We start from the raw sequence: 16,162 nt of genomic DNA, 5'->3' as shown, positions 1-16,162 counted from the left end.
GGTAGCATGAGTATAGCAGTCGAGCAAAAACGGCGTGAGGGGGGCACCCGGCCCTCACGCTACCACCAGATTGGCCTTTTCCGGCGCAACACCAATGGTGGCAATAGCTCCGGCGTTGAAGTGCAGAAAGTCGCTTTCCACCCCATCGGAGAAGATAACGCCGTTGGCCGGCATCATCGACTCGACTACCAGCGGCACCTGCGCGTTCAGCACGCCCGCCGTGAGGCCGCACTGGGTGCGCTGGCTCCGGAAAGCCTCGCGCACCACAAACAGCAGCTCGTCGGGAGCCAGCGCGGGGCGCGGCGCGGCAGCTTCATTGGGGTCCAGAAAGTCCATCAGTCCGGCATTCATGTTGAACACCGAGCTCAGCCAGCCCGTAGCCCCCGAGGCCGTGGAAACGATAATGCCCGACGAGGAATGCGTTTCGGTGGTTTGCCCGTAGCGGATGCGGTAGCGGGCCGACACGTGCGAGGCGGCCCCGATGAACAGGTCGTTGAAGGCCAGCAGCCGCTGCCCGTCCTGGAGGCGCACTTCGGCCAGCGAGGCCTCGCGCACCGAAAACTTGCCGGCCAGCACCCGCTCGACGGCTGGCCCAAAGGTGCGGAGCGTGAAGGGCAGCAGCACCCCGTCGTTGCGGGCCGGGTCGGGGTTAATGGCTACAATGGGCAGCTTGCCCACGTACTTGGCCGTGTTGGCCACCAGCCCATCGGGGCCTACTACCACTATCAGCTGCCGGGGGTCGAACAGAAACGCGGGCAGAAAGCTCCGTTCCACGATTTTGTTCTTCATCAGGGCCGACAGCTGCCGCTGCACCAGCGAAAACGACTCCTGAAACCGCTCGTTCTCGGCCTCGTACTCCGCAAACTCGCCGCCCCCGCTTTCGATGTAAAACCGGGCCTGCCCCAGCGTATTAAACCGCTCCACCAGCAGCTCCAGCCGGGTTTTTCCGCGCACCAGAATGGCGTAGTCGCGCTGGCTCATCGGCGAGTATCGGGGCGGTTACTGGAACGGCTTTCGGAACGCACATCGGGCTGCCCGGGGTGCAGGGGCGACGGGTTTTGCAGCAGCGAGTCGAGCAAGTCGGGCGAGATGTTGAGGTTGCCGATTTTGCCCGCGTTTTCGGCCAGCTCCCGGAAAGCCAGGGCAATATTGAAACGGGGGTCGGGGTTGTTGTTGAGGGCCACCAGCAGCTTCCAGTCCATCTCCTTGTAGGGCTTGAGCGTGGTTTCGAGCACGTAGCCCTGGGTTTCGGCCTCGGTGCGCTGGTTGGCCGCGGCCTGCTCAATCAGGCGCTGGCGCTGCTCTTCCACCGCAATATCGGCCTGCACCTGCATCTCGCGCAGCTGCCGGGTGCTGGTAGCCCGCTGCATCTCGCCCTCCATCTGCTTCTCGGCAATCTGCTTGTTTTTTTCCTCCACCGCAATTTCGGTGTTCAGCTCGCTTTCCCGAATTCGGCGCTCCTGCTCCACGGCAAAGTTGCGGCGCTCAAAAATGGCCTGGTCGGCTTCCTGCTGAATTTTCTCGCGGGTTTCGGTTTCCAGCGCCCGGCCCATTTCGGGCGTGGCCCGCACGGCCAGCACGTTCACGGCCAGCACCTCAATACCCAGCAGCCGAATAGCCGTGGAGGCCGCCAGCCCCTCCCCGATGTTCACCTCCACTGCCTTCGCCGAGCGCATCACGTCCTTCAGGCCCAGGCGCTGCACGAAGGTCGAGGTAGCGGTTTGGGCCTCGTTGATGATGCGCTGGTGCAGCTTCTCCAGCTCGTTCTTCTTGTAAACACCCCGGTTATCCACCGTGAAGTCGAGCTGCTCGGCCAGCTGGCGCGGGTCGCCGGCCTTGTACGTTATCTGCCCCTGAATGGAAACGGTCTGGTAGTCGGCGGTGGTTTCATTGAAAATGAATGGCAGGTCATTACTGCCCATCGGAATGGCCACGATAGAGCTGTTCGGACCGAAATAGTAGAATGATAGCCCCCGCCCCTCCTTGCGCACGCGGCCGTTCTGGTAATGGATGACATAGGTCATCGAATCGAACTTGATGTGGTTGATTCCGAACATAAAGGCAGGCTGAAAGTGCGGGCTAAAAGTATAGCTTTTAGGTTGAACTGAACTAGTTTTCAGCAGTGGGCCAGAGCGTCGTGCGGCGACCAAAACGCCCCCAGCGGATTTCCGCCCGACTATTCCGACCTTCGCCCCATGTCCTTCCGCACCATCGACCCCGCCCAACTTACACCCGCCGAGCTGCACCCCTTTATGGTAGGTGCCATTGCCCCGCGCCCGGTAGCCTTCGCCAGCACCATTGCAGCCGATGGCAGCGTGAACCTGAGCCCCTACAGCTTCTTCAACTGCTTTGGCTCGAACCCGCCCATTCTGGTGTTCTCGCCTGCCAACCGCGTCCGCGACAACTCCCAGAAACACACGCTGCAAAACGTGCGCGAGGTGCCCGAAGTCGTCGTCCACATCTGCGACTACGCCATGGTCGAGCAGATGTCGCTGGCCAGCACCGAGTATGGTAAAGGGGTAAACGAGTTCGTAAAGGCCGGTTTCACGGAGCTGCCCAGCCAGAAAGTGCGGCCGCCCCGTGTGGCCGAGGCCCCGGCCGCTTTCGAGTGCGTAGTGGAGCAGGTGATTGAGTTGGGCCAGAACAACGGGGCCGGCAACCTTATCATCTGCCGGGTGGTGATGGCCCATTTCCGCGAGGATATTGTGCTGCCTTCCGGAAATGGCATCGACCCGTTCCGGCTCGACGCAATTGCCCGCCTCGGCGGCGACTGGTACTGCCGGGCTTCGGGCAGCAGCCTGTTCGAGGTACCCAAACCCAACCGCAACCTGGGCATCGGCATCGACCAGCTGCCCGAGTTCATCCGCAACTCTGAGGTGCTCACCGGCAACAACCTGGGCCGCCTGGCCAACATTGAGGCCCAATCTATGCCAACTGCCGAAGAAGCGGCTGCCTTCCGCCACGAGCCTATTGTGAGCTACACCCTCGGCCAGCATCCCACCGACCCCACCCGCCAGCGCCACGAGCTGGTGCTGCTGGGCCAGAAACTACTGGAAGAGGGGCGTTTGCTCGATGCCTGGAAAGCGCTACTGCTGGCCGGGTCGATTAGGGATTAGGGATTAGGGATGAACGTCATGCAGAGCGCAGCGAAGCATCTCGCGTGCTGACGTTGCAGCAGTAATCCAACGTCAGCACGCGAGATGCTTCGCTGCGCTCTGCATGACGTTCTCGCGCCAAGCTACCGCTGCTATTCGTTTCTTTGCGACTTACAAAAACTGGCTGCCAGAACCGGCCGCGCTTCTCCCCTTTCTGCCTCTCATGCCGCTTCCGCACCTGCTCGATTTTCCTGCCACCGGCTCTGCTGACATGGGCCACCTGATTATTGCGGAAGGCGGGCACTTGCCGTTTGCCGTGCAGCGCGTGTACTGGACGGCCGGCGTACCCATCACCAAAGTGGCCGGCAACCACGCCCACCACGAGCTGGAACAGCTGATTGTCGCCGTGCATGGCACCATTGAGCTGCTAATAGAAACGCCCGACCGCCAGCGCCATACCTTCCGCCTCGACCAACCGACCCAGGGCCTGTATGTGCCGCCGTTATGCTGGCGCGAAATCCGGTTCGGCCCCGGCGCAGTGCTTATGTGCCTGGCTTCGCAGGAGTACGATGAGGCCGATTACATCCGCAACTACGATGACTTTGCGCGGCTCGTGAGCGGGAAATAAGCCAGCCAAGCTATACACGCGCTATTGGCCGCCGCCACTTACCAGCGTACGGCCTGGGCCCGCTCCTGGCGGTTGCCCAGCGGCAACAGCCGGAAATACTTGGTCTTCAGCTTACGGTTGAGATAGGGCGGCAGCGGCTGGCCTTCCTGGTAGGCCGCCACCACGCGCTGGTACTGCCTGGGTCCGAACCGGGCATTGAGGAATATGCCATAGCCCGTCATCATACCGCCAACCAGTAGGTCTTGGTTGGCACTTTGCTCCAAGTCATGATAGTGGGCGCTGTGTTCCTGGCGTTCCTTTTTACTACTCGTAGCCACTATCGTCTTCTTTACTGCACCGGTAGCCATAATGGCTGTGCCCCCTTCCAACCAGCTCCGCACGGCCTTGGAGCGCCGCATGAACAGATGTTGCACGGCCCGCAGCGTATCGGTACGGTCGTAGCGCAGCGTACTGAGGCTGGGAAGAACAGCCGCCGGCGCGGCAACTGTGTCGGCGCCTAACGGCAACGACTGGCCCCAGGCCCGCGGGGCTGTGGCCGTGGCCAGCAGCAGGCCCGCGACGAGAAAAGTAGTCAGCTTATGCATAGCGGAATAACAAGTGATATAACCACAGAGCCCACCGCGCGCCCAACCGTTGCAGCCGGCTACAAAATCCGTATAATCCGCTACAACTCCGCGCTACTCTGTGGTCCTAGTTGCGCACGGCAATCATCAGGGCCAGCTCCTTGTAGCGCATATTAAAGCGGCGCGCGATGCTGGCGTTGGTGAGCGAGCCTTTGTAGGCGTACACGCCGGAGCGGAAATGCTCGTTGGTAAACAGCACCTCATTCACGCCGCCGTGCTGGCTGATTTCCTGCAGAATGGGCGTAAAAATATTGCTCAGCGCGTTGGTCGCCGTGCGCGGCACCCGCGAGGCAATGTTGGGCACGCAGTAATGAATAACGTCGTACTTGCGGAAAACGGGCTTGGCGTGGCTGGTAAGCTCGCTGGTTTCAAAGCAGCCGCCCTGGTCAATGCTCACGTCAATCAGCACCGAGCCGGGCGACATCTGCGAAATGGCTTCCTCGGAAACCATAAACGGAATGCGACCCTCCTCGGGGTTCAAAGCGCCAATTACCACATCGGCGCGGCGGATTTGCTGGTTGAGGGCAAACGTATCGAGGGTGCTGGTGTAGAGCTGGGGCTGGCCCAGGTTCTGCTTGAGGCGCCGCAGCTTATATAAGTGGTTATCAAATACTTTCACCTCGGCCCCCAGCCCAATAGCAGCCCGGGCCGAATACTCGGCCACTGTACCGGCCCCCAGTATAAGTACCTGCGAAGGCGGCACGCCGGTAATACCGCCCAGAATGATGCCCTTGCCCTCGTCGCCGCCCCGGGCCGCCAGGTACTCGGCGGCCACCAGCATCACCGTCGAGCCGGCAATTTCCGACATGGCCCGCACCACCGGCCGCGCCCCGCTCGGGTCCTTTATCAGCTCGAAACTGATGGCATTGATTTTCTTGCGCAGCAGGGCCGTGACGTAGTCGGCGGTGAGCGTGCCGAATTGCAGGGCCGAAATCAGCGTCTGGCCCGCCCGCAGGTATTCCATTTCCTCGTAAGTGGCAGGAGCCACTTTCAGGATGATATCGGCCTCGAACACCTCCTTTTGCGAGTAGGCGATGGTGGCCCCGGCCTCCGAATAGTCGTGGTCGGAGTAGCGGCTGGGCTCGCCGGCGCCGCTTTCGAGCAGAATCTCGTGGCCGCCCTCCACCAGGTGCTTCACGGCCTCGGGCGTGAGGCAAATGCGGTTTTCCTGCAGAGAGGTTTCGCGGGGCAGCCCGATAAACAGTTTCCGCTTGCGCGTTTCCACGGCCAGCATCGATTCCTGGGTGAAATAGGCGCGGCTGGCGGCCAGCGACTCGAAGCCGGAGGGTACTGCTTGGGGCATCTTTTTTGAATTATGAATTGTAGATTTTGAATTTTGAATTAGTGCCTTTTGCTAACGTGCCGCCCGGCATCCACTGGCCGAAGACAATTCTTAATTCAAAATTCAAAATCCATAAGTATCAATTACTAATTCCCTCGATGAGGGTCCGGTGACGGTGAGCGTGAGGGTGAGGCGGTGGTCGGGCAGCAGGGGCTGTACGCGGCCGGGCCACTCAATCAGGCAAAGATAACTAGAATCGAAGTACTCGGAGGCCCCGATTTGCTCGGCTTCGGCAGGCTCATCGAGGCGGTAGAAGTCGAAGTGATACACGGGCGCGTTGGCGGCCGTGCGGTACTCATTTACGAGCGCAAAAGTGGGGCTGCTGACTTCATCGACCACGCCCAGCTCGCGGCACAACGCCTTGATAAAGGTGGTTTTGCCGGCCCCCATTTCGCCTTCGAAGCAGAGGATGGTGTGGCCCCCAAGGGCGGCCCGCACCTGGGCGGCGGCGGCAGGCAGGTCGGCGAGGCTAGGAATGGAAATCGTGCGCATGGTGGCAAAGGTACACCGGCCGGGCGGCGGCTCAAACCGCAGCGGTTGCGTACTTTTAGGCTGCTTGCAATGGCACCCAAACTGTCATTCTGAGCAGCGCGAAGAAGCTCGCGGGCCACAGTACTCCAACGACAGGGTTACTATTGCCCGCGAGATTCTTCGCTCCGCTCAGAATGACAGCCTATTCACCTTCCTTTCCCTTAACTCTTCCACAACCATGCACGTTTCGCAAATGGCCGCGGGCCTGATTGGCTCCGAAATCATCAAAATCGGCAACGAGGTGAATGATATGATTCGCCGGGGCGAGCAAATCTGCAACCTCACCATCGGCGACTTCGACCCGGCCGAGTACCCAATTCCGGCCGAGCTGAAGGACGGAATTATTGCCGCCTACCAGGCCGGGCAGACGAACTACCCGCCCGCCAACGGTATGGCCGGCCTGCGCGAAGCGGCTGCAGCCTTCACCGCTAACCGGCTGGGGCTGGAGTACCCGGCGGCCGATTTTCTGGTGGCCGGCGGCTCCAGGCCCCTCATCTACGCCACCTACCTGGCCCTGGTGGATGCCGGCGACCGGGTGGTGTTTCCGGTGCCAAGCTGGAACAACAACCACTACTGCCACCTCTCGGGCGCCGAGCCGGTAATGGTGCCCACGCGGGCCGAAAACAACTTCATGCCCACCGCCGCCGAATTGGCGCCGCACCTGGCCGGCGCTACGCTGCTGGCCCTGTGCTCCCCGCTCAACCCGACAGGAACCGTTTTCAGCCGCGAAGACCTGGAAACCATCTGCGACTTGGTGCTGGCCGAAAACCAGCGCCGAGGCCCCGACGAAAAGCCGCTCTACCTGCTCTACGACCAGATTTACTGGCTCCTGACTTTCGGCACCACCGAACACTACGACCCAGTTAGCCTGCGTCCCGCCCTGCGCGACTACACCATTTACATCGACGGAATCTCGAAGTGCCTGGCCGCCACCGGCGTGCGGGTCGGCTACGCTTTCGGCCCCGGCAAGGTAATCGACAAGATGAAGGCTATTTTGGGCCACGTGGGCGCCTGGGCACCTAAGGCCGAACAGGTGGCCGTGGGCGAGTATCTGCCCCAAACGGAGGCCGTGGACACTTACATGGTCGGCTTCAAGCAGAAAATCCAGCGCAGCCTGGACCTGCTGCATGAGGGCCTGCAAACGATGAAGGCAGACGGCCTGCCCGTCGATTCGCTGGTACCGCAGGGCGCCATCTACCTCACCGCCAAGCTCGACGTGCTGGGCCGTAGCACACCCGCCGGCCAGCGCCTCGACACCACCCAGCAAATCACTTCCTACCTCATCAGCGAGGCGAAGCTGGCGCTGGTGCCGTTCAGCGCTTTCGGAAACGACGGCACCGCGCCGTGGTTCCGGATGTCGGTGGGCGGGGCCTCGGCCGAGTCTATTGGGGCGGCGTTGCCCCGGCTGCGGACGGCGCTGGAAGCGTTGCGGTAGGTGGCTGTACTGGCTGGCAACTTTTCCGCGCCTGCACACGTTTGCTCGCATAACCACTTATATGCCAGTCATTGACACACATAGCCACAGGCTGTCAACCTATTTTCCCTTAACTATACAGCGTAACTAAGTCATGATCCGCTTTCTGCTACTTCCGCTGCTGCTACTGGGCTTTGCCGCCAGCGCCCAGACCGCCCCGACTATCGCACCCCACCTCGGGCTCAGCAAGCCTACTACTAGCCCACTTTACACTGAGGCGTTGAGCATGAAGCCAAACCCGATGTATGTTGTTAATGGGCAGATAGTGGACAGCAGCGCCTTATCTACTATCAGCCCTGACCAGATTGAATCCGTCAGCATTATAAAGCCTCAGGCGGCAGCTGCATCTTTCGGACCACGGGTAAGAAACGGGATGATTATGATTACCACTAAGCCCGTCAAAACCGGCCGTTAATCATTTGATTACCACATTATGACAGGTCGTTTCCTACCACTCCCATTGCTGTTGCTGGGCTTCACCGCCAGCGCCCAGAATACGCTCATTGGTAAGGTGAACATCACATCACCCATAAAGCCTGATACAGCAACTGGCATACGTATCTACTGTGGCCCAGTAAAGCTGAAATCTAGGCCCCTGTATGTTATCAACGGCTTAGCTGCGGATAGCTTACTCATCTCCCAACTCAATCCAGACCAGATTGATTCTGTGAGAGTTATAAAGGGAACGGCTGCTATTCAGCAATATGGGGATTTGGCTGAAAATGGTGTTGTTTTAATCACGTTGAAACCTGGCATTAACCTCAAGTAGGTTTCCGCAAAGCAGAGAAAGGCCGCCATAACTGGCGGCCCTTCTCGTTTCAACTACGCTAACCTGAACGTCAGCTAACAGCCAGCAGCTATAAGCTAATAGGTCAAAAAAGCCTACCCTTTCGGGCTCAGCGTTACGTACGGGATGATGCACTCCTCCAGGGAGATGCCGCCGTGCTGGAACGTGTCCTTGTAGTAGTTCACGTAGTAGTTGTAGTTGTTGGGGTAGGCGAAGAAGAAGTCGCCGACCGTGAACACGTAGGCGGTGCTCACGTTTTCGCGGGGCAGGAAGATGTTGTCGGGCTTGCGCACCGTGTACACGTCCTTGCTGTCGTCGAAGCCCAGGTTTTTGCCGTGCTTGTAGCGCAGGTTGGTGTTGGTGTTCCGGTCGCCCACGATTTTGTAGGGGCGCTTGACGCGAATCGTGCCGTGGTCGGTAGTGATGACAACCTTGCCCTTGCGCTCGGCAATCTGCTGGAACATCTCGTACAGCGGCGAGTGCAGGAACCACGACTTGGTCAGGCTCCGGTAGGCCGATTCGTCGGCGGCCAGCTCCCGAATCATGGCCATGTCGGTGCGGGCGTGGCTGAGCATGTCCACGAAGTTGTAGACGATAACGTTGAGCTTGAAGTTGTTGTGCAGGTTGGCCATTTTGCCCAGCAAATCCTTGCCGGCCTGCAGGTTGGTTACCTTGTTATAGCTGAACTTGTGCTTCTGGTTGGCCTTCTGGAACATGATTTCCATGAACTCGGCCTCGTGCAGGTTCTTGCCGTCCTCGTCGTCGTCCCACACCCACAGGTTGGGGTATTTCTTCTGGATTTCGCCCGGCATCATGCCCGAGAAGATGGCGTTGCGGGCGTAGGCCGTGGTGGTGGGCAGAATGCTGTAGTAGGTTTCTTCCTGGTCGACGGTGAACATCTCCGCAATAATCGGCTCCAGCACCTTCCACTGGTCGTAGCGCAGGTTGTCGATGAGCATGAAGTACACGGGCGTGTCGCCGGTTTCCTTGAGCAGCGGAAACACGCGCTCCTTGAACAGCTGGTGCGACATCAGGGGCGCGTCGGCGTCGCCGTGCAGCCAGTCCTCGTAGTTCTCCTGGATGAAGCGGCCAAAGTACGTGTTGGCCTCGTCCTTCTGCATGTTGAAGACCTCGGCCATGCTTTTGCCCTCGGTTTCATTGATTTCCAACTCCCAGTACACCAGTTTCTTGTACACATCGGCCCACTCGCTTGGGCTGAGCCGGTCGCCGAGCTGCATGCCCAACTGGCGGAAGTCGCGCTGGTAGCCCGAGTTGGTTTTCTCGCTTACGAGGCGCTTGTTGTCGAGCACGCGCTTCACCGACAGCAGAATCTGGTTCGGGTTGACGGGCTTGATGAGGTAGTCGGCAATTTTGGCGCCGATGGCTTCCTCCATAATGTGCTCTTCCTCGCTCTTGGTAATCATCACCACCGGCACCGTAGGGCGCAGGGCCTTGATTTCGGTGAGCGTTTCGAGGCCCGTCAGGCCGGGCATGTTCTCGTCCAGGAACACGATGTCGTAGGTTTTCTCCTGGATTTCCTCCACCGCATCGGTGCCGGAGTTCACGGCGGTTACGTCGTAGCCCTTTTCTTTCAGGAAGAGGATGTGCGGCTTAAGCAGGTCGATTTCATCATCGGCCCAGAGGATACTGTATTGCATATGGCGGGTTGAGAGTTGCACAAGAAAGCCCGGACGGCTGTCCGGCGCGAAGAAAACTGCCTTGGCCGGAGCGTAGCGCCGGCCGGGCAGTTTAAAGATGTCGGGCTGCCGGCAAAAGTTGCGGCGGCGGTTTCATAAGTAGCTTTACTCCCAATCCTTGCCTTTAGGTTGTTCTATTTTTTTCGCGCTGACGCTATTTTAAGGTCAGCTCCGCCGTAAAGAAACCAAAAATCAGTGGCTTGAGTCTTCGCAGCTATACAACCGAGCCCCCCGGCATGTTTTGCAGCTCGGCATGTAAGCCCTGCACAACCACCTGAAAACCCGCCGCTTTCCCGAGTTCCCGATGAACAAAAAGAAGATTTTCAACGACCCCGTATATGGCTTCGTCACTATCCCGACGGAGCTGCTCTTCGACCTGATTGAGCACACATACTTCCAGCGCTTACGCCGGATTCAACAGTTGGGCCTGACGATGTTCGTGTATCCGGGGGCGTTGCACACGCGCTTTCATCACGCGCTGGGCGCCATGCACCTCATGTCGCTGGCTCTGCGCACGCTTAAAGACAAAGGCGTGAAAATTTCGGCCGCTGAGGGAGAGGCGGCCATGGCCGCCATTCTGTTGCACGACATTGGCCACGGCCCCCTCTCGCACGCGCTGGAGCGCAGCATTTTTCATGATGTGCACCACGAGGCCGTGAGCCTGCACCTGATGCGTAAGCTCAACACCGAGTTCAATGGGGCGCTGGAGCTGGCTATTGCCATCTTTAAGGGCACCTACGAGCGGCCATTCTTCCATCAGCTCGTCAGCAGCCAGCTCGATATGGACCGGCTCGACTACCTCAACCGCGACTCGTTTTATACCGGTGTGCAGGAGGGACGCCCCGGCGCCGACCGCCTCATTAAAATGCTGACCGTGGTAGATGAGCGGCTGGTGCTGGAGGAAAAGGCCGTGTACAGCATCGAGAACTTTCTGGTGAGCCGGCGGCTGATGTACTGGCAGGTGTACCTGCACAAAACCGTAACCAGCGCCGAGCAGATGGTGATTCGCATCATGCAGCGGGCCCGCGACCTGGCGCGCGGCGGCACCGAAGTGCCTGCCTCGCCCAACCTGCAGTTCTTCCTGACCCGCAACGTTACGCAGGAGCAGTTCGAAACCGACGACACCATTCTGCGCCGTTTCGCCCGCCTGGATGATACCGACGTGTGGGGCGCCGTGAAGCTCTGGGCCGACCACCCCGACACGGTATTGCGCTACCTGGCCCAAAGCCTGCTCGACCGCCACCTGTTCAAAATCACGCTCCAGACCGAGCCTTTCGACGAGGAATTCCAGCTCGGCATCATCGAGCTGATTGCCGCCCACTTCGAGCTGCCCCCCGCCGACGCGGCCCAGCTAATGCTAACCGGCCGCATCAGCAACAATGCCTACGACGCCGACGGCCGCGACTCCATCGAAGTGCTCACCAAGCGCGGCCAAGTGGTAAACGCCGCCGAGGCCTCCGACCTGCCCAACATCAAAGCCCTGAGCCAGCGCGTTGAAAAACACTACATCTGCTACCCCAAGGAGATTTTGTGATTGGTGGTTAATGATTAATCCAAACTGTGGAGGTCGATGTAGGGGCNNCGCCCCTACATCGACCTCCGTAGCTCGGGCTAATGAAAGGCCATCATGCTGCGCTCAGCATGACCGTCCTTCTCACAGTTCTCCCCCGACAACTGACAACTAATAACTGCTTCCTACTTTTGCCCTCATGGAATTCACCGTAGGTCAGATAGCCGAAGTACTGCAGGGCTCCGTGGAGGGCGACGCCAGCCAGCCCGTCAACCGGTTGGCCAAAATTGAGGAAGCCCAGGCCGGCTCGCTCTCGTTTTTGTCGAACCTCAAGTACGAACCCCACCTCTATACCACCCAGGCTACAGTGGTAATTGTGAGCCGCACGCTGGAGCTCAAAAAGCCCGTTTCCGCCGCTCTCATCCGCGTCGACGACCCTTATACCAGCTTCACGGCCCTGCTGGAGTTCTACCAGCAGGCCAGCCGCACCGGCAAGCGCGGCGTCGAGGAGCCGGCCTACATGGCCGCCAGCGCCCGCATCGGGCCCGACCACTACCGTGGGGCTTTTTCCTACATCGGCGAAAACTGCGAGATTGGCGAAGGTGTGGTGATTTTTCCGCACGTTTTTATCGGCGACCGGGTGAAAATCGGCGACGGCACCATTCTGTATGCCGGGGCTAAAATCTACGCCGAAACCGTCATCGGCCAGCGTTGCGTGGTGCATGCCGGGGCCGTCATCGGCTCCGATGGCTTCGGCTTTGCCCCCCAGCCCGATGGCTCCTACCGCACTATTCCGCAAATCGGCAACGTAGTGCTCGAAGACAATGTGAGCATCGGGGCCAACGCCACCGTGGACTGCGCCACGTTGGGTTCCACCGTTATCCGCGAAGGGGCTAAAATCGACAACCTCGTGCAGCTGGCCCACAACGTGGAAGTCGGCCGCCACACAGTAGTTGCCTCGCAGTCGGGCGTGTCGGGCTCCACCAAAATCGGTGATTTCTGCGTGCTGGCGGGGCAGGTGGGCCTGGCCGGCCACCTCACCCTGGCCAACCGCACCACCGTTACGGCCCAGTCGGGCGTAGGCAAATCCATCAAGCAGGAAGGTGTACTGCTACAGGGTTCGCCCGCCTTCGTGCTACGCGACAGCCTGCGCTCAAACGCCATTTTTCGGCACCTACCTGAACTGGAGCGCCGGCTGCGCCTGCTCGAACAGCAGGCCCAGCCGCCGGAAAAGCGCTAACTTTGCAGACCTCTGAGTTGTCAGTTGCGAGTTGCCAGTTGTCAGGCCGTTTCTACTAAACGCCTGCCCTGACAACTCGCAACTGACAACTGACAACTCAACAGATGAACGACAAGCAACACACGATTAAGGCCCCCGTTACCGTTAGCGGGATTGGGCTGCATACGGGAGTGGTGGCCACGATGACGTTTTGCCCGGCTCCCGTCAACCACGGCTACAAGTTTCAGCGCATCGATTTGCCCGGCCAGCCCATCGTGGATGCCGACGTGGACAATGTGGTAGACCTGAGCCGGGGCACAACCATTGAGCAGAACGGGGCCCGCGTGAACACCGTGGAGCACACACTGGCGGCCCTCGTGGGCTTGCAGATTGACAACGTGCTCATTCAGCTCGACGGCCCCGAGCCGCCCATCATGGATGGCTCCAGCTTCGAGTTCATCAAGCCGCTGCAGGAAGCCGGCTTCGAGGAGCAGAACGCGCTGCGCAACTACTACGAGATTCCAAGCGAAATCCGCTACGTAGACAATGCCCGCTCGGTGGAAATTGCCGCCCTGCCCCTTAACGATTACCGCCTCACGGTGATGGTGGACTACAATTCGCCGGTGCTGGGCTCCCAGCACGCCTCGCTCACCGATATCAGCCAGTTTGCCGCCGAAATCGGCTCGTCGCGCACGTTCTGCTTTCTGCACGAGCTGGAGGCGCTCTACAAATCCAACCTCATTAAGGGCGGCGACCTGAGCAATGCCATTGTGGTCGTCGACCGTGTGGTGAGCGACAACGAGCTGAACGAGCTGGCCACCATGCTGGGCAAGCCCAAGGTGGCAGTTAAGAAGGAAGGCATCCTCAACAATGTGGACTTGCGCTACAAAAACGAGCCCGCCCGTCACAAGCTGCTCGATCTGGTGGGCGACCTGGCTTTGGTGGGTCGGCCGCTGAAGGGCCAGATTCTGGCCGCCCGCCCCGGGCACGCGGCCAACGTGGCCTTTGCCAAGCGCATCAAAAAGAAGATGATGGAGGCCCATACCAGCCCCATCCCGACCTACGACCCGAGCCGCGAGCCGGTGATGGACATCAACCAGATTGCCGCCACCCTGCCCCACCGCTACCCGTTCCTGCTGATCGACAAGATCATTCACCTCGATGCCACCACGGTAACGGGCGTCAAGAACGTGACCTTCAATGAGCAGTTCTTCACCGGCCACTTCCCCGGCAACCCCGTGATGCCGGGTGTACTGCAGATTGAGGCCATGGCCCAGACCGGCGGCATTCTGGTGCTCAACACGGTGCCCGACCCCGAAAATTACTGGACGTATTTCCTGGGCATCGAAAACTGCCGCTTCCGCCGCATGGTGAAGCCCGGCGATACGCTCATCTTTAAGTGCGAGCTGACGGCGCCCATCAAGCGGGGCATTGCCAAGATGAGCGGTAAGGCCTACGTAAATGGCAAAGTGGTGATGGAAGCCGAAATGTCGGCCAGCATTGTGAAAAAACAATAATAATTATGAATTATAAATTTTGAATTTTGAATTTTCCGCTTCGGACTGTTCTACCAATTCATAATTAAAAATTCATAATTCATAATTTCAAAAAGAATGACCCAGCCGCTCGCCTATATTCACCCCGAGGCCATCATTGCCCAGAACGTGGTAGTGGAGCCATTTACGACCATTGACAAGGACGTGGAAATCGGGGAAGGCACCTGGATTGGCCCCAACGTTACCATTATGGCCGGGGCCCGGATTGGCAAAAACTGCCGCATTTTTCCGGGCGCCGTTATTGCCGCCCAGCCCCAGGATTTGAAATTTGCCGGTGAAAGAACCACCGTGCATATCGGCGACAACACCGTAATCCGGGAGTGCGTGACGGTGAACCGCGGTACCGTAGACCGGCTGAAAACCGTGATTGGCAGCAACTGCCTGCTGATGGCCTACGTGCACGTGGCCCACGACTGCGTTATCGGCGACAACTGTATTCTGGCCAACACCGTGCAGGTCGCCGGGCACGTCGAAATCGGTGATTACGCCATCATCGGGGGCTCGTCGGCCATCCACCAGTTTGTACGCGTAGGTCAGCACGCCATGATTTCGGGCGGCTCGCTGATTCGCAAAGATGTGCCGCCCTTCGTAAAGGCAGGCCGCGAGCCACTGAGTTACGCCGGCATCAACAGCATCGGGCTGCGCCGCCGGGGCTTTTCGGATCAGAAGATTTCGGAAATCCAGCAGCTTTACCGCCTGCTGTTTATGAGCGGCCTCAACAATGCCGCCGCCCTCGACCAGATTGAGCTGGAACTGGCCCCCTCACCCGAGCGCGATGAGGTAGTAAACTTTATCCGCAACTCGGGCCGGGGCGTTATCAAAGGCTATGGCCGCGGCTCGAACGGCGGCGGCGAGTAGATGTTGGGGAATTAAGAACATAGTGGAGAGGCTGTCATCCTGAGCTTGCGAAGGACCTTCACGCAACAACGACCTATTCAAGCGTAATAAGGTCCTTCGCAAGCTCAGGATGACAGGTGGTTTCGTCGCCTCGGCACCTCAGTCTCCCGGACCCCAACCACCCCAAGTTCCTCATAGATGCAGATTACGGCTACCGGATTGAGCAAGCGGTTTGCGCGGGAGTGGATTTTCCGGGGGCTGAGCCACACGTTTGCCACGGGTTCGGCCACGGCCATTCTGGGGCCGAACGGGGCCGGCAAAAGCACGCTGCTCAACACACTTTCGGGCCAGCTGCTGCCTACTCACGGCACCCTTGAATACCAGGAAAACGACCGGAAGCTAGCCGTGGAGGATGTGCCGCAACGCCTGGCCTACGCCGCACCCTACCTGGAGCTGATTGAAGAGCTGACTTTGACTGAGTTAATCCGGTTTCACACCCGCTTCAAACCCCTGCGGCCGGGTATGTCGGCCGAGGAGCTGGTGAGCCTGATGTATCTCGAAAAGTCGCGCCACAAGCTGATCCGGGACTTTTCGAGCGGTATGAAGCAGCGCCTCAAGCTGGCCCTGGCCCTGTACGCCGACGCCCCGCTGCTGCTACTGGATGAGCCCACCACCAACCTCGACCGGGCCGGCGTGGCTTGGTACCGCGAACATGTTGCGGCTACGCTGCCCGGCCGTACGGTGTTGGTTTCAAGCAACGTGCCCGAGGAGTACGACTTTTGCAACGAGCAGCTACTGATTACCGATTTTGGGGCTCAGGCGGCCCGTTAAGCGGCTTTTTGCAGCCCAATCCGGCAGACAGC

15 protein-coding genes are annotated in these 16,162 nt (G+C 59.5%); 9 read left to right on the top strand and 6 right to left on the bottom strand.

What is annotated here, in order from left to right; genetic code table 11:
- Positions 1-54 precede the first annotated feature (54 nt).
- Positions 55-981: an NAD(+)/NADH kinase gene (locus J7E24_RS11170; protein ID WP_215138120.1), complete on the bottom strand. Its 927-nt coding sequence runs from the start codon at positions 979-981 to the stop codon at positions 55-57.
- On the bottom strand, positions 978-2,057 hold the full coding sequence (locus tag J7E24_RS11165) for an SPFH domain-containing protein (RefSeq protein WP_251047152.1): 1,080 nt from the start codon (positions 2,055-2,057) through the stop codon (positions 978-980). The genes J7E24_RS11170 and J7E24_RS11165 overlap by 4 nt, the downstream gene beginning before the upstream one ends.
- Before the next feature lie 138 nt (positions 2,058-2,195).
- Between J7E24_RS11165 and J7E24_RS11160 the strand changes: the two genes are divergently transcribed.
- Complete coding sequence (locus J7E24_RS11160; protein ID WP_215138118.1) at positions 2,196-3,116, top strand: flavin reductase family protein; 921 nt, start codon at positions 2,196-2,198, stop codon at positions 3,114-3,116.
- A 202-nt stretch (positions 3,117-3,318) separates the two neighbouring features.
- Positions 3,319-3,723, top strand: a complete 405-nt coding sequence (locus J7E24_RS11155) for a sugar 3,4-ketoisomerase (protein WP_215138117.1) — start codon at positions 3,319-3,321, stop codon at positions 3,721-3,723.
- A gap of 38 nt (positions 3,724-3,761) precedes the next feature.
- On the opposite strand, the gene J7E24_RS11150 is transcribed toward J7E24_RS11155, so the two are convergent.
- From J7E24_RS11150 to tsaE, 3 genes are all read right to left on the bottom strand, one after another.
- Positions 3,762-4,307 carry a hypothetical protein gene (locus J7E24_RS11150; RefSeq protein ID WP_215138115.1) on the bottom strand — a complete coding sequence of 182 codons (546 nt, stop codon included), beginning with the start codon at positions 4,305-4,307 and terminating at the stop codon, positions 3,762-3,764.
- Positions 4,308-4,413: 106 nt separating this feature from the next.
- Positions 4,414-5,649: an alanine dehydrogenase gene (locus J7E24_RS11145; RefSeq protein WP_215138113.1), complete on the bottom strand. Its 1,236-nt coding sequence runs from the start codon at positions 5,647-5,649 to the stop codon at positions 4,414-4,416.
- 102 nt (positions 5,650-5,751) lie between these two features.
- Positions 5,752-6,180: a tRNA (adenosine(37)-N6)-threonylcarbamoyltransferase complex ATPase subunit type 1 TsaE gene (tsaE, locus tag J7E24_RS11140; RefSeq protein WP_215138111.1), complete on the bottom strand. Its 429-nt coding sequence runs from the start codon at positions 6,178-6,180 to the stop codon at positions 5,752-5,754.
- Positions 6,181-6,397: 217 nt separating this feature from the next.
- On the opposite strand from tsaE, the gene J7E24_RS11135 reads away from it, so the two are divergent.
- Positions 6,398-7,654 carry a pyridoxal phosphate-dependent aminotransferase gene (locus J7E24_RS11135; protein WP_251047151.1) on the top strand — a complete coding sequence of 419 codons (1,257 nt, stop codon included), beginning with the start codon at positions 6,398-6,400 and terminating at the stop codon, positions 7,652-7,654.
- 472 nt (positions 7,655-8,126) lie between these two features.
- Positions 8,127-8,462, top strand: coding sequence for a TonB-dependent receptor plug domain-containing protein (locus J7E24_RS11130; protein WP_215138104.1), 336 nt, complete (start codon positions 8,127-8,129; stop codon positions 8,460-8,462).
- A 113-nt stretch (positions 8,463-8,575) separates the two neighbouring features.
- Here J7E24_RS11130 and J7E24_RS11125 read toward each other — a convergent pair whose 3' ends face one another.
- Entirely contained in the window at positions 8,576-10,138 is a 1,563-nt protein-coding gene (locus J7E24_RS11125; RefSeq protein ID WP_215138102.1) for a PglZ domain-containing protein, read from the bottom strand.
- A 343-nt stretch (positions 10,139-10,481) separates the two neighbouring features.
- On the opposite strand from J7E24_RS11125, the gene J7E24_RS11120 reads away from it, so the two are divergent.
- The 5 genes from J7E24_RS11120 (at position 10,482) to J7E24_RS11100 (ending at position 16,130) form a co-directional block, all read left to right on the top strand.
- Positions 10,482-11,711, top strand: coding sequence for an HD domain-containing protein (locus J7E24_RS11120; protein WP_215138100.1), 1,230 nt, complete (start codon positions 10,482-10,484; stop codon positions 11,709-11,711).
- Between the two features lie 175 nt (positions 11,712-11,886).
- The gene (gene lpxD, locus J7E24_RS11115; RefSeq protein ID WP_215138098.1) at positions 11,887-12,927 is read left to right on the top strand and encodes a UDP-3-O-(3-hydroxymyristoyl)glucosamine N-acyltransferase; all 1,041 of its coding nucleotides are present in this window, start codon (positions 11,887-11,889) and stop codon (positions 12,925-12,927) included.
- Between the two features lie 104 nt (positions 12,928-13,031).
- The gene (locus J7E24_RS11110) at positions 13,032-14,423 is read left to right on the top strand and encodes a bifunctional UDP-3-O-[3-hydroxymyristoyl] N-acetylglucosamine deacetylase/3-hydroxyacyl-ACP dehydratase (RefSeq protein ID WP_215138096.1); all 1,392 of its coding nucleotides are present in this window, start codon (positions 13,032-13,034) and stop codon (positions 14,421-14,423) included.
- 96 nt (positions 14,424-14,519) lie between these two features.
- Complete coding sequence (lpxA, locus tag J7E24_RS11105) at positions 14,520-15,320, top strand: acyl-ACP--UDP-N-acetylglucosamine O-acyltransferase (protein ID WP_116939958.1); 801 nt, start codon at positions 14,520-14,522, stop codon at positions 15,318-15,320.
- A 177-nt stretch (positions 15,321-15,497) separates the two neighbouring features.
- Positions 15,498-16,130: an ABC transporter ATP-binding protein gene (locus tag J7E24_RS11100; RefSeq protein WP_215138094.1), complete on the top strand. Its 633-nt coding sequence runs from the start codon at positions 15,498-15,500 to the stop codon at positions 16,128-16,130.
- Positions 16,131-16,162: the final 32 nt, after the last annotated feature.

The sequence above is a fragment of the Hymenobacter sp. ISL-91 genome (assembly GCF_018613725.1).
Classification (GTDB): domain Bacteria; phylum Bacteroidota; class Bacteroidia; order Cytophagales; family Hymenobacteraceae; genus Hymenobacter.
Note: the sequence above shows the minus strand (reverse complement) of the source record. Positions and strands in the feature narration are given on the sequence as shown.

Excerpts from the sequence above, each read along its gene's own strand:
- lpxA (WP_116939958.1), top strand. The coding sequence starts at position 14,520 with ATGACCCAGCCGCTCGCCTATATTCACCCCGAGGCCATCATTGCCCAG.
- J7E24_RS11110 (WP_215138096.1), top strand. The coding sequence starts at position 13,032 with ATGAACGACAAGCAACACACGATTAAGGCCCCCGTTACCGTTAGCGGG.
- J7E24_RS11145 (WP_215138113.1), bottom strand. The coding sequence starts at position 5,649 with ATGCCCCAAGCAGTACCCTCCGGCTTCGAGTCGCTGGCCGCCAGCCGC.
- J7E24_RS11120 (WP_215138100.1), top strand. The coding sequence starts at position 10,482 with ATGAACAAAAAGAAGATTTTCAACGACCCCGTATATGGCTTCGTCACT.
- J7E24_RS11150 (WP_215138115.1), bottom strand. The coding sequence starts at position 4,307 with ATGCATAAGCTGACTACTTTTCTCGTCGCGGGCCTGCTGCTGGCCACG.
- J7E24_RS11165 (WP_251047152.1), bottom strand. The coding sequence starts at position 2,057 with ATGTTCGGAATCAACCACATCAAGTTCGATTCGATGACCTATGTCATC.
- J7E24_RS11170 (WP_215138120.1), bottom strand. The coding sequence starts at position 981 with ATGAGCCAGCGCGACTACGCCATTCTGGTGCGCGGAAAAACCCGGCTG.
- J7E24_RS11155 (WP_215138117.1), top strand. The coding sequence starts at position 3,319 with ATGCCGCTTCCGCACCTGCTCGATTTTCCTGCCACCGGCTCTGCTGAC.
- J7E24_RS11125 (WP_215138102.1), bottom strand. The coding sequence starts at position 10,138 with ATGCAATACAGTATCCTCTGGGCCGATGATGAAATCGACCTGCTTAAG.
- J7E24_RS11130 (WP_215138104.1), top strand. The coding sequence starts at position 8,127 with ATGACAGGTCGTTTCCTACCACTCCCATTGCTGTTGCTGGGCTTCACC.
- tsaE (WP_215138111.1), bottom strand. The coding sequence starts at position 6,180 with ATGCGCACGATTTCCATTCCTAGCCTCGCCGACCTGCCTGCCGCCGCC.
- J7E24_RS11135 (WP_251047151.1), top strand. The coding sequence starts at position 6,398 with ATGCACGTTTCGCAAATGGCCGCGGGCCTGATTGGCTCCGAAATCATC.
- J7E24_RS11160 (WP_215138118.1), top strand. The coding sequence starts at position 2,196 with ATGTCCTTCCGCACCATCGACCCCGCCCAACTTACACCCGCCGAGCTG.
- lpxD (WP_215138098.1), top strand. The coding sequence starts at position 11,887 with ATGGAATTCACCGTAGGTCAGATAGCCGAAGTACTGCAGGGCTCCGTG.
- J7E24_RS11100 (WP_215138094.1), top strand. The coding sequence starts at position 15,498 with ATGCAGATTACGGCTACCGGATTGAGCAAGCGGTTTGCGCGGGAGTGG.